This is a genomic window from Caenispirillum bisanense (genome assembly GCF_039523075.1).
GTDB lineage: Bacteria > Pseudomonadota > Alphaproteobacteria > Rhodospirillales > Rhodospirillaceae > Caenispirillum > Caenispirillum bisanense.
The window spans coordinates 63981-74594 of the sequence record NZ_BAAAEP010000022.1 but is presented as its reverse complement, the minus strand read 5'-3'; the positions used below and the strand labels follow the sequence as shown (position 1 = coordinate 74594).

Below are 10614 nucleotides of genomic sequence, written 5' to 3'. Positions count from 1 at the left end.
CATGGTCTCGGCCAGGGTCTGGGCCGACTTCCAGGCCCGGTGGAGCACCGCCGCCCACCATCTGGCCGCCTTCGCCGCCGCCGTCACCGCGGTGGTGCCGGGCCGCCACCGCATCATCGACGTGGTGATGCCGCCGCACCGCATGCCGGCGTGGATCAACGAAGGCCGCTACGAGCACATGTCGAGCCACGGCGGGCGCGCCGCCGCCGGCTGGCAGCACCCCGGCCCGCCGCACGTCGCCCACCCGATCCACCAGGCCAATCCGCTGTCCACCGGCGCCGGCCCGTCGAACAAGAGGACGCCATGAGGAAGTTCCGCATCACCGTCGAAGGCACCGCCTACGACGTCACGGTCGAGGAGCTGGACGCCGCCGGCACCGCCCCTGCCCCCACCGCCGCGCCGGCCGCTCCGCCCCGTCCCGCTGCCGCTCCGGCTGCTGCCCCGGCCCCGGCTGCCGCCGCGCCGGCGCCGCAGAATGCGCCCGCCGCCCCGGCCGGGCCCGGCGACGTGGTCAGCCCGCTGGCCGGCACCGTGCAGAAGGTGGAGGTGGCGGTGGGCGATGCCGTCAGCGAGGGCCAGTCGGTGGTCACGCTGGAGGCCATGAAGATGCTCACCACCGTGCCCGCGCCGCGCCCCGGCACGGTCAGGGAGATCAGGGTCGCCGCCGGCACCACCGTGCAGGAAGGCCAGGTGCTGGTGGTGCTGGGCTGACCGCCCGGCCCGCCGGCCTGCCACCCTCCTTCCTCCCTCCCTCTCCCGCCGCTTTTCCCCGACAGCGCGAGCCAGCCGAGGCGACAGCATGGATACCCTCACGCACTTGTGGTCCCTCACCGCCTTTCCGTATGTCACCTGGCAGATGGGGGTGATGTGGGTGGTGATCGCCGGCCTGCTGTACCTCGCGGTCTACAAGAACTTCGAGCCGCTGCTGCTGGTGCCCATCGCCTTCGGGGCGCTGCTGGCCAACCTGCCCACCCAGGGGCTGGTGAACCTGCCCGACCCGGTGACGGAAACGGTCGGCGGCCTGTTCTATTACATCTCCCAGGGCGTCCACCTGGAGATCTTCCCGCCGCTGATCTTCCTCGGCGTCGGGGCGCTGACCGACTTCGGGCCGCTGATCGCCAACCCGCGCACGCTGCTGCTGGGGGCGGCGGCGCAGTTCGGCGTGTTCGCCACCTTCTTCGGCGCCATCATGATCGGCTTCACGCCGGAACAGGCGGCGGCCATCGGCATCATCGGCGGCGCCGACGGCCCGACCTCCATCTTCCTGTCCAACAAGCTGGCGCCGGAGCTGCTGGCCCCCATCGCGGTGGCGGCCTACAGCTACATGGCGCTGGTGCCGCTGATCCAGCCGCCGATCATGCGCGCCCTGACCACCCCCGCCGAACGCAAGATCCGCATGCGCAGCCTGCGCCCCGTCTCCCGCACCGAAAAGCTGATCTTCGCGGTGGTGGTGACGGTGCTGGTGATCCTGCTGGTGCCGGCGGCGGCGGCGCTGATCGGCATGCTCATGCTCGGCAACTTCCTGCGCGAGTGCGGCGTCACCGAACGGCTGTCGAAGGCGGCGCAGAACGAACTGATCAACGTCACCACCATCTTCCTCGGCGCCTCGGTCGGCATCACCATGACCGGCGAGCGGTTCCTGCAGGTGGAGACGCTGGGCATCCTGGTGCTGGGCGTGGTGGCCTTCGGCGTCTCCACGGCCTGCGGCGTCATCATGGCCAAGATCATGAACAAGCTGTCGAAGAACCCCATCAACCCGCTGATCGGCTCCGCCGGCGTGTCGGCGGTGCCGATGGCGGCGCGGGTGTCGCAGGTGGAAGGGCAGAAGGCCGACCCGCACAACTTCCTGCTGATGCACGCCATGGGCCCCAATGTCGCCGGTGTCATCGGCACCGCCGTCGTGGCAGGCTACTTCATCGCCCGTCTGGCCGGCTGAGGCCGCCCGCCCGGTCCCGGCAGGCAGCGGCGGCGGCGGACCTTGAACCGCCGCTGCGGGCGCCGCGTTGCCATGACCGTCGCCGCCACCACCTGACGGCAGACCGTCCAGTCCGGGAGGGGAGGAGACCATGCACACGCCGCGCGTCTATCTGGCAGGGCCGGAGGTGTTCCTGGCCGATGCCGTCGCCCTGGGCGAGGCCAAGAAGGCGCTGTGCGCCCGCCACGGCTTCACCGGCTGCTTCCCGCTGGACAACGACCTCGACCTGGGCGCCCTGGCGCCGCAGGACGCGGGGCTGGCCATCAGCCGCGCCAACGAGGCGCTGATGCGGCGCTGCGACCTCATCATCGCCAACATCACGCCGTTCCGCGGCCCCGGCATGGACCCCGGCACGGCGTTCGAGATCGGCTTCATGCGGGCGCTGGGGCGGCCGCTGTTCTGCTACACCGCCAGCGACCTGCTGCACGCCGAGCGGGCCGCCCGCTGGGCCGGCGCAGCGGCGCGGGTGCGCCCCGGCGTCGGGGTGGAGGACGTCGACGGCCTGCTGATCGAGAACTTCGGCATGGTCGAGAACCTGATGGTCGACGGCGCCGTGCTCGACAGCGGCGGCTGCATCATGGTCCCCGACTCGGCGGAGCCGCAGCCCGACTACCACGACCTCAGCGGCTTCGAGGCCTGCCTGGAGGCCGCCGCCGCCCGGCTGCTGCAGCGCACGTCCTGACCCGACCCGGCGGACGCCGGGTCGCCGCGGATCAGAAGCTGAAGCCGTCCTTGCGCCGTCGCCGCAGGGTCAGCACCGCCTGGGTGCGGCTGCCGACGTTCAGGGTCTTCAGGATGCCGGTGACATGGCTTTTCACCGTCGACAGGTTGAGGCCCATGCGCTCGCCGATCTCCTGGTTGGAGAGGCCCTCGGCCAGCAGCCGCAGCACTTCCTGCTGCCGCTTGGTCAGGCCGGCGGGCAGGCTTTCCAGGCCGCCGTCGCCGAAGCGCGGCAGGTCCGCCCCGTTGCCGCCGCCGCCGCCGCGCTCCAGCCCGCCGAGCACCGGCGGCAGATAAGTGCCGCCGGCCAGCACCAGCCGCACGATGTTGAGCAGCAGCCGCTGGTCGGTGGACTTGGGCACGAAGGCCCGCACCCCCTGGGCCAGCACGCTGCGCATCTCGTCCGCCGCTTCCAGCATGGAGAACACCAGCACCGGCGTCGGATCGGCCAGGGCGACGATGCCGCGCACGTCCTCGATGCCGCGTATGCCCGGCATGCGCAGGTCGAGCACCAGCAGATCAGGCTGTTCCGACCCCTCGCCGGACAGGCTGTTGAAGAGGGCCCGCACCTCGTCGCCGCTGCCGACCTCGTCGATGACGGGCGCCGGGTCCAGCCCGGACAGCAGATGGCGCAAGCCACACCGGACGATGGAATGATCGTCCGCCAGTACGATACGCATGGAGTACCCCACCCCTCGCTAACCCCACCCTCACGCAACCCTCGGGGGAAGAAGGCCGCGCCATGCCCGCAGGCATGACTTCTTCATACCATGCGTTAGGGTGCGTGGCGATATCCGAAAGGTTGATGTCGGGGCTTAGATCGGGCGAAATGGCCCTTGGCTTTGGTGCGAATCCGCGCTTCCCTCAGGCCGGACGACCCATGCACGAAACAGGCGAGGCTGATGATGGCGCATCCCCGGTTCCTGGTGGTGGAAGGCAATCTGAAGGAGGCCAGCGAGGCGCTGGAAAAGGCGGGCGCGACTCCGTTCGGGCCGCTCTATGCCCAGACCCTGCAGACCCTGCACCCCGGCGCCGTGTGCGACATCGTCCGCCCGGCCGATGCCGACGGCGCCCTGCCGGCCGGCGCCTCCCTCACCGATTACGACGCGGTGGCGTGGACCGGATCGGCGCTCAACGTCTATGACATGACGCCGCCCATCACCCGCCAGATCGAGCTGGCGCGCGCCGTCTACGACAGCGGCGTGCCGTTCTTCGGCTCCTGCTGGGCGCTGCAGGTGGCGACGGTGGCGGCCGGCGGCGTGGTGCGCAAGAACCCCAAGGGCCGCGAGCTGGGCATCGCCCGCAAGATCACCCTGACCGAAGCCGGCCGCAGCCACCCCATGTACGCCGGCAAGGCGCCGGTGTTCGAGGCGGTGTGCATCCATCAGGACGAGGTGGAAACCCTGCCGGCCGGCGCCGTGCTGCTGGCCTCCAACGCCGTCAGCGACGTGCAGGCGGCCGAAATCCGCCATGGCAACGGCTCGTTCTGGGGCATCCAGTACCACCCGGAATACGACCTGCACGAGATCGGCCACATCTGCCTGCGCTATGCCGAGCGGCTGGTGGAGCAGGGCTGGTTCGCCAGCGTCGCCGATGCCGAGGATTTCGCCGCCCGTTGCGACGCGTTGGTGGCCGACCCGCAGGGCCGCCGCGATTTGCGCTGGCAGCTGGGCGCCGATGACGACGTGCTCGACGCCGCCATCCGCCTGCGCGAGATCCGCAACTGGATCGAGCACCGGGTGCTGCCGGCCATGGCGGCGCGGCGCTGACCGCCGCCCCGCCCGTTCCGCCTCACCAGCCGGAAGGGATGCCGCACACGGCGGTGCCGCGGCCGCGCTTGGCCATGTACTGCTGGTGATAGTCCTCCGCCTCCCAGAAGGCGGCGGCGTCGACGATCTCGGTGACGATGGGGCGGGGGAAACGGCCGGAGTCGTCGTTCTCCCGCAGGCTCGCCTCGGCGCGGGCGCGCTGGTCGTCGTCATGGACGAAGATGGCGGAGCGGTACTGGCTGCCGACGTCGACGCCCTGGCGGTTCTTCTGCGTCGGGTCGTGGATCTTCCAGAACACCTCCAGCAGGTCGTCGTAGGACACCGCCTTGGGGTCGAACTCCACCCGCACCGCCTCGGCATGGCCGGTGCGGTCGGTGCAGACCTGCTCGTAGCTCGGGGTGTCGACGCTGCCGCCGGTGTAGCCGACGACCGTCGCCGTCACGCCGGGAATGCGGCGGAAGGCTTCCTCCACACCCCAGAAGCAGCCGGCCGCGAAGGTCGCGATGGCCATGGAACCCTCTCCCTTTCCTGGTTCATCCCTGGTTCAGGACCATAGGGTCATAACGTCGTCGCGGCGGCGGCACAACGCAAGGGGCACCGGCGGTCACCGGAAGGCGATGGAGTCGCGCTGAATTTCGTCGATGCGGTCCATGATCCGCTGCTGGCGGCGGCAGCTGTCGCGCAGCTGTTCGATGGAGCGGCCGAGGCTGTCGGAGAAGTCCACCAGCCCGTCGCGCATGGTATCGAGCGAATCGGCGATGGAGCGGTGGGCGCGGCGCAAGGTTTCCACGTTGGCCAGGGTTTCCCGATTGGATTCGAGAATCCGCCGGCAGTTGCGTTGCACGCGGACGTGCGCCAGGGAAATTACTGTGCCGGTCATGCGCACCCCCTCTGCCCGTGGCGGGACGCGACCGCCCCCGGTCGTGCCCAAGTCCTCCCATGGTGGCGCATTCCCCGCCGCGCGTCCATGCGCGCCACGGCCTCCCCGACGTTTCGCCAGGGTGACCCTGGACGTTCGGACAGGGATTGCCTGCATTTCGTGCTGCGGCCCCCTTGCAGCAACTTGCACAAAACCGCTTGAAAGCGCTTAATGCGGCACGATCTGCCGCCATCGGTAGCCACCGCCGAAAGTTCCCGCCCGTGACCGACGTCCTTTCCCTTGCCGGTGAGACCCTGCTGTCGCCGCTGGTGCTGTTCTTCGCCCTCGGTGTCGCCGCCGGCTTCGCCCGCTCCGACCTGACCATCCCCGACGCCGTTGCCAAAGGGCTGTCGCTCTATCTGATGCTCGCCATCGGCTTCAAGGGCGGCGCCGCCATGGCCGCCTACGGCCTCGGGCCGGAAGTGCTGGCCGCCCTGGCGGTGGGCATCGCCCTGTCGTTCGCCCTGCCGCTGTTCGCCTTCCCGGTGCTGCGTGGGCTCTGCCGCATGGATGCGGTGAACGCCGCCGCCGTGGCGGCCCATTACGGCTCCATCAGCGTGGTCACCTTCGTCGCCGCCACCTCCATGCTGCAGACGCTCGGGGTGGCCTGGGACGGGTACATGGTGGCGGTGGTGGCTGCCATGGAGACGCCGGCCATCCTCACCGGCCTGTGGCTGGCCGGCCGCAGCGGCGCCCGCCTGGGCGAAAGCAGCGGTGCGCTCGGGCGCGAGGTGCTGCTGAACGGCAGCGTGGTGCTGCTGGTGGGCAGCTTCGCCATCGGCTGGATCACCGGCGACAAGGGCCTCGCCACCATCTCCGCCTTCATCGTCGACCCGTTCAAGGGCGTGCTGTGCCTGTTCCTGCTCGACATGGGCCTGGTGGCGGCACGGCGCTTCCGCGACGGCTCGGCGGTCAACGGCCGCATGGTGCTGTTCGGCCTGGTCATGCCGCTGGTGGGCGCCCTGGCCGGCGGCCTGCTGGGGCTGCTGGCGGGCCTCGCGCCCGGCAATGCGACGCTGATGGCGGTGCTCGGCGCCTCCGCCAGCTACATCGCGGTGCCGGCGGCCATGCGCATGGCGCTGCCGCAGGCCAATCCGGCGGTGTCCATCACATTGGCGCTCGGCATCACCTTTCCGTTCAACCTGACCATCGGCATTCCGCTGTATCATGCCGTGATCACCAGCCTTGCCGGAGGAACCCCGTGACCGCCACCCGTCCCCATCACCCGCGCCGCAAGATCGAGATCCTGACGCCGATGCCGCTGCTCAACCGGGTGACGGCGCTGCTGAAGGCCCATGGCGCGTCCGGCCACACCGTGCTGCCGGCGCTGGCCGGCCAGGGGGCGGCCGGCCGGTGGGAACGCGGCCACGCCACCGATGCGGAAAGCTGCGTCATGGTGGTGTCGGTGCTGGGCGCCGACCGCGCCGATGCGCTGTTCGACGCCCTGGCGCCGCTGCTGGCCGATGCCGGCGTCGCCTGGATGTCGGATGTGGAGGTGCTGCGCGGCGAGAAGTACTGATCGCCGCGCCGGCGCCCTTTTTCCGCCGCACCGCCCGCCCATATAAGGGGGCATGAGCACGCCCCTGCCCCCTGCCGTCGCCCCCGTGCCCGCCGGTGCCCATGCCGGCCTGCCGGTGCTGGCCGACGAGCGCGCCGCCGCCCTGGTGGTCGAGGACGCCGCCCGCCGCTGGGCCGAGGCGGCGCGCCACCGCGTGGCGCCCTTCGTCGACAGCCACTTCACCCTGCTCGGCTCGGCCCGCCTGCACAAGGCGGCGCTCGGGCTCGACATCCTGCGGGCGCCGGTGAACGTCATCCTCAGCACCGCCACCGCCGGGGCGCGGGCCTCTGGCGCCGCCGCCCGGCTGATCGGCGCCCGCCGTGCCGGCGCCTGGCTGTCGCGCCGCACCTGGTTCCTGGAGACCGACGTCGGCCGCGAGATCCTGTTCCGCGTCCATGACGAGCTGCTGCACCTGCCGGTCGAGATCGGCGACCGCCGGGTGGAACGCGACGCCCTCATGGAAGCCATCCTGGCCGACCCGGCGGTGCGCCTGCGCCTCGGCATGGTGCTGGCGGCGCTGGCGGAGCGGGCCGATGACCCCGCCTTCAGGACCCGCCTGACCGAAGCACTGGCGACCTACGTCGGCAGCCGCACCGCCGCCGCCGAGATGGCCGGCAGCCTGACCCTGGCCGCCGCCGGCTTCGCCGCCTATCACCAGCTGACGCCGGGGGTGGTGTCGCTGGCCGCGCCGCTGTCGGCGACGCTCGCCAAGTCCATGGCGGTGTCGGGCTTCTGGGCCGGGCCGTGGGCCGGCGGCCTGTGGTACGGCATGGTCGGCGCGCCGGTCGCCAGCCCGCTGCTGGTCGGCACCGTCGCCCTGTCGCTGGCGGCGCCGGTGGCGGTGCTGACCGCCTTCGCCGGCGTGGTGACCGATCCGGTGCAGCGCCGCCTGGGCCTGCACCGCCGCCGCCTCACCACCCTGGTCGACGTCATCGAGCGGCAGGTCACCGGCGACCCGGAGGCCGAGCTGAAGGTGAAGGACTTCTACGTCGCCCGCCTGTTCGACGTGCTGGACGTCACCGCCGCCTGCTGGCGCCTGGTGTCGCCGCGCTGAACCGGGCGGCCATGGACCGGGCCGGCCGCCGGCGGCTAGACTGGAGGCCCCGCCGCCCCCAGCCCGAGGCGCCCATGGCCGAGCCGCGCTACCTGCCCTTCCTCGATGCCGCCCCCTACCGCATGGCCATGGGCCTGCGGTCGCTCACCGCCGCCGAGTGGATCGAGATCGACGACACCTACGACGCCGACCTGGCCGAGAAACACCGCCTGCTGGCCGAGCGCCCGGCCGAGGTGACGGGCGCTCTGCCGGAATCGCGGCAAGCGGCGCAGGAAGCCCACGACCTGCTCGCCGCCCATCTGACCGAGCACTTCCCCGCCCGGTTCCGCCGTGACGGCGCCCGCCTGCACGGACCCGGCGGGCGGCAGTGGCGGCTTGACGACGATGCCCTGGCGCCGCTCGACCGGGCCGGGCGGTGGGTGCAGGAAGACCTGTGCCTGATGCAGGCCGGGCCGCAGGGCTGGACGCTGACCGCCGCCTCGCTGTGCTTCCCCAACCGCTGGCGGCTGGCCGACAAGCTGGGGCGCGCCATGGCCGCCATCCACGAGCCGGTGCCGGCCTATGGCGAGCGCCTCGGCACCCCGGTCGACCGCTTCTTCGACAAGCTGGCCGCCGACCGGGCCGTGTGGCGCACCAACTGGGGCATCCAGGCCGACGCCCGGCTGTTCCAGCCCACCGGCCACAACGGCATCGAAGGCGCCGACCTCACCGCCGCCGAGGCGCCCGACCGGCTGGTGCTGCGGGTGGAGCGCCAGACGCTCCGCCGCCTGCCGGCCAGCGGGGCGATCCTGTTCGGCATCCGCACCTACGTCCACCCGCTGCGGCAGGTGGTGCGCGACGGCGCCACCGCCCGCGCCCTGGCCGCCGCCGTCGCCGCCCTGCCGCCCGACATGGCGCAGTACAAGAGCATGACCGCCTTCCGCGCCGCCCTGCTGGCGTGGCTGGACGTCGCCGCGCCGGTGCTGGCGGACTAGCGCCGAGGCCCCTACATAAGGCGCGGTACAACCGGCAGGAGGGTCTCTTCGGTGAAGCTCAGGTTCTGGCAGCGCGACCGCGTCGCCCTGGTGCGGCTGGACGGTGTCATCGGCGGTCGCGGCCTGCGGTGGGAGAAGGTGCGTCCGGCGGTGGAAAAGGCCTTCGCCGGCCGCCGCCCGCCCAAGGCGGTGCTGCTGGTGATCAACTCCCCCGGCGGCAGCCCCATGGAATCCGACGTCATCGCCCGCGAGATCCGCCGCCGCGCCGACACCCGCAAGGTGCCGGTCATCGCCTTCGTGGAACAGATCGGAGCCTCCGGCGGCTACTGGCTGGCCTGCGCCGCCGACGAGATCTTCGTCATGAGCCCCATGAGCCTGGTCGGCTCCATCGGCGTCATCTCCGCCGGCTTCGGCTTCGTCGGGCTGATGGATCGCCTGGGGGTGGAACGCCGGGTGCTGACCCGCGGCGTCAACAAGATGCGCCTCGATCCCTTCCAGCCGGAACGGGACAGCGACCGCGAATGGCTGGCCGACCTGCAGGGCGACATCCACGCCGCCTTCGTCGCCCACGTGAAGGACCGCCGCCGTGGCCGCCTGAAGGGCGACGACGACACCCTGTTCAACGGCGACGTCTTCCTCGGCCAGCGGGCGCTGGAATTGGGGCTGGTGGACGGCGTGGAACTGCCCCACCGCTATGCCGAACAGCGCTACAAGGGCGCCACGGTGCAGGTCATCCACGGCCCGCGCAAGCCGCTGCTCGCCCGCCTGCTGCGCGGCGGTGCCGATGCCGTCGCCGACGACCTGACCGACTCGCTGCTGCGGGCGCGCTACGGGCTGTGACCGCCGCCGCCGGCAGCGGCGGTGGCCGCTGTCGCCGCCGGCCTCAGCCGACCACCAGCTGCACCAGCCAGATCACCGCCGACAGCAGCAGGGTGAGCAGGAAGCCGTAGCCGAGGATCATGATGGCGCCGAACAGGAACCAGCCGCCGGAGCCGTCCTTGTTGGGCCGCCGCGCGTTGCCGGCTTCCACCGCCACCGCCAGCGCCGCCACCGAGCCGCCGATCATCAGGTAGACGATCCACAGCTTGCTGATCACCGCCAGCCCCCAGAACCACTCCCACATCCCCGCCCCCATTCGCGCATCAAAGGTGGTAGATCACCGCTCCCCGATTGGATAGCCTGTCGCGGCGGATTGCAACAGGGGGCACGGTGGGTCACATACTTTCCGAAGCGCTGGCGGCGCTGCCCTGGTACTTCACGGGCGGCTGGCGCGTGATCGTGAAGATCCCGGCGCTGCTGCTGCTGCTCGCCATCACCGGCTATTCCGCCGTGCTGGCGTCGGACACCATGTCGGTGGTGCTGGGGGCGGCGGGGGCGGCCTTCGGCGTCGTCGGCATCGGCGTGGTGGCGGCTTATCCGGCCGTTCTCGCCGCCTATGTGCTGGCGGCGGTGACGCCGGTGCTGGCGTGGCTGGTGTTCATCGCCTCCGCCCGCCGCATCGCCACCGTCTCCGGCCGCGCTCCGCTTGCCATGGCGGCGCGGTTTGGCGGCTGGCTGGCGGTGCTCGGCCTGTTCACCTACCTGGCGTATCAGGCGCAGATGCTGCTCGCCAACCTGCTGCTGTGGCTGGGGCGCTGAGGCGCGC

At 71.6% G+C, this 10614-nt stretch carries 15 protein-coding genes; 11 read left to right on the top strand and 4 right to left on the bottom strand.

Annotated elements, in window-relative coordinates; translation table 11 throughout:
• From ABD056_RS11720 to ABD056_RS11705, 4 genes are all read left to right on the top strand, one after another.
• On the top strand, window positions 1-307 hold a 307-nt coding region (locus ABD056_RS11720), incomplete at its 5' end, for a hypothetical protein (RefSeq protein ID WP_425545034.1).
• A complete protein-coding gene (locus ABD056_RS11715; protein WP_343866835.1) occupies window positions 304-711 on the top strand; it encodes an acyl-CoA carboxylase biotin carboxyl carrier protein subunit in 408 nt (135 codons plus the stop codon). The genes ABD056_RS11720 and ABD056_RS11715, both read left to right, overlap by 4 nt.
• A gap of 88 nt (window positions 712-799) precedes the next feature.
• The gene (locus tag ABD056_RS11710) at window positions 800-1936 is read left to right on the top strand and encodes a sodium ion-translocating decarboxylase subunit beta (RefSeq protein ID WP_343866833.1); all 1137 of its coding nucleotides are present in this window, start codon (window positions 800-802) and stop codon (window positions 1934-1936) included.
• A 130-nt stretch (window positions 1937-2066) separates the two neighbouring features.
• Window positions 2067-2657 carry a nucleoside 2-deoxyribosyltransferase gene (locus tag ABD056_RS11705; protein ID WP_343866831.1) on the top strand — a complete coding sequence of 197 codons (591 nt, stop codon included), beginning with the start codon at window positions 2067-2069 and terminating at the stop codon, window positions 2655-2657.
• Window positions 2658-2688: 31 nt separating this feature from the next.
• Here the strand turns inward: ABD056_RS11705 and ABD056_RS11700 are convergent, their stop codons facing one another.
• A complete protein-coding gene (locus ABD056_RS11700; protein ID WP_343866829.1) occupies window positions 2689-3375 on the bottom strand; it encodes a response regulator transcription factor in 687 nt (228 codons plus the stop codon).
• Window positions 3376-3597: 222 nt separating this feature from the next.
• Here ABD056_RS11700 and ABD056_RS11695 point away from each other — a divergent pair, with 222 nt between their 5' ends.
• A complete protein-coding gene (locus ABD056_RS11695; RefSeq protein ID WP_343866827.1) occupies window positions 3598-4464 on the top strand; it encodes a type 1 glutamine amidotransferase in 867 nt (288 codons plus the stop codon).
• 22 nt (window positions 4465-4486) lie between these two features.
• Here the strand turns inward: ABD056_RS11695 and msrA are convergent, their stop codons facing one another.
• Window positions 4487-4975, bottom strand: a complete 489-nt coding sequence (msrA, locus tag ABD056_RS11690) for a peptide-methionine (S)-S-oxide reductase MsrA (protein WP_343866824.1) — start codon at window positions 4973-4975, stop codon at window positions 4487-4489.
• A gap of 93 nt (window positions 4976-5068) precedes the next feature.
• Window positions 5069-5344 (bottom strand): hypothetical protein, encoded by a 276-nt coding sequence (locus ABD056_RS11685; RefSeq protein ID WP_343866822.1) that lies wholly within the window; start codon window positions 5342-5344, stop codon window positions 5069-5071.
• Window positions 5345-5604: 260 nt separating this feature from the next.
• Here ABD056_RS11685 and ABD056_RS11680 point away from each other — a divergent pair, with 260 nt between their 5' ends.
• The 5 genes from ABD056_RS11680 to ABD056_RS11660 all read left to right on the top strand — a co-directional run bounded on the left by ABD056_RS11680 (window position 5605) and on the right by ABD056_RS11660 (window position 9809).
• Window positions 5605-6588 carry a sodium-dependent bicarbonate transport family permease gene (locus ABD056_RS11680; RefSeq protein ID WP_343866821.1) on the top strand — a complete coding sequence of 328 codons (984 nt, stop codon included), beginning with the start codon at window positions 5605-5607 and terminating at the stop codon, window positions 6586-6588.
• A complete protein-coding gene (locus ABD056_RS11675; protein WP_343866819.1) occupies window positions 6585-6902 on the top strand; it encodes a DUF190 domain-containing protein in 318 nt (105 codons plus the stop codon). The genes ABD056_RS11680 and ABD056_RS11675 overlap by 4 nt, the downstream gene beginning before the upstream one ends.
• Window positions 6903-6954: 52 nt before the next feature.
• Entirely contained in the window at window positions 6955-7995 is a 1041-nt protein-coding gene (locus tag ABD056_RS11670) for a DUF6635 family protein (RefSeq protein ID WP_343866818.1), read from the top strand.
• Between the two features lie 74 nt (window positions 7996-8069).
• On the top strand, window positions 8070-8969 hold the full coding sequence (locus ABD056_RS11665) for a heme-dependent oxidative N-demethylase family protein (protein ID WP_343866816.1): 900 nt from the start codon (window positions 8070-8072) through the stop codon (window positions 8967-8969).
• Between the two features lie 51 nt (window positions 8970-9020).
• On the top strand, window positions 9021-9809 hold the full coding sequence (locus ABD056_RS11660; protein ID WP_343866814.1) for a S49 family peptidase: 789 nt from the start codon (window positions 9021-9023) through the stop codon (window positions 9807-9809).
• 43 nt (window positions 9810-9852) lie between these two features.
• Here the strand turns inward: ABD056_RS11660 and ABD056_RS11655 are convergent, their stop codons facing one another.
• Complete coding sequence (locus ABD056_RS11655) at window positions 9853-10092, bottom strand: hypothetical protein (protein WP_343866813.1); 240 nt, start codon at window positions 10090-10092, stop codon at window positions 9853-9855.
• 86 nt (window positions 10093-10178) lie between these two features.
• Here ABD056_RS11655 and ABD056_RS11650 point away from each other — a divergent pair, with 86 nt between their 5' ends.
• Window positions 10179-10607: a hypothetical protein gene (locus ABD056_RS11650; RefSeq protein ID WP_343866812.1), complete on the top strand. Its 429-nt coding sequence runs from the start codon at window positions 10179-10181 to the stop codon at window positions 10605-10607.
• The last annotated feature ends 7 nt before the right edge of the window (window positions 10608-10614 follow it).

Coding starts and splice junctions, on each gene's coding strand:
- ABD056_RS11685 (WP_343866822.1), bottom strand. CDS start 5,344: ATGACCGGCACAGTAATTTCCCTGGCGCACGTCCGCGTGCAACGCAAC.
- ABD056_RS11655 (WP_343866813.1), bottom strand. CDS start 10,092: ATGTGGGAGTGGTTCTGGGGGCTGGCGGTGATCAGCAAGCTGTGGATC.
- msrA (WP_343866824.1), bottom strand. CDS start 4,975: ATGGCCATCGCGACCTTCGCGGCCGGCTGCTTCTGGGGTGTGGAGGAA.
- ABD056_RS11700 (WP_343866829.1), bottom strand. CDS start 3,375: ATGCGTATCGTACTGGCGGACGATCATTCCATCGTCCGGTGTGGCTTG.
- ABD056_RS11715 (WP_343866835.1), top strand. CDS start 304: ATGAGGAAGTTCCGCATCACCGTCGAAGGCACCGCCTACGACGTCACG.
- ABD056_RS11665 (WP_343866816.1), top strand. CDS start 8,070: ATGGCCGAGCCGCGCTACCTGCCCTTCCTCGATGCCGCCCCCTACCGC.
- ABD056_RS11710 (WP_343866833.1), top strand. CDS start 800: ATGGATACCCTCACGCACTTGTGGTCCCTCACCGCCTTTCCGTATGTC.
- ABD056_RS11670 (WP_343866818.1), top strand. CDS start 6,955: ATGAGCACGCCCCTGCCCCCTGCCGTCGCCCCCGTGCCCGCCGGTGCC.
- ABD056_RS11695 (WP_343866827.1), top strand. CDS start 3,598: ATGATGGCGCATCCCCGGTTCCTGGTGGTGGAAGGCAATCTGAAGGAG.
- ABD056_RS11705 (WP_343866831.1), top strand. CDS start 2,067: ATGCACACGCCGCGCGTCTATCTGGCAGGGCCGGAGGTGTTCCTGGCC.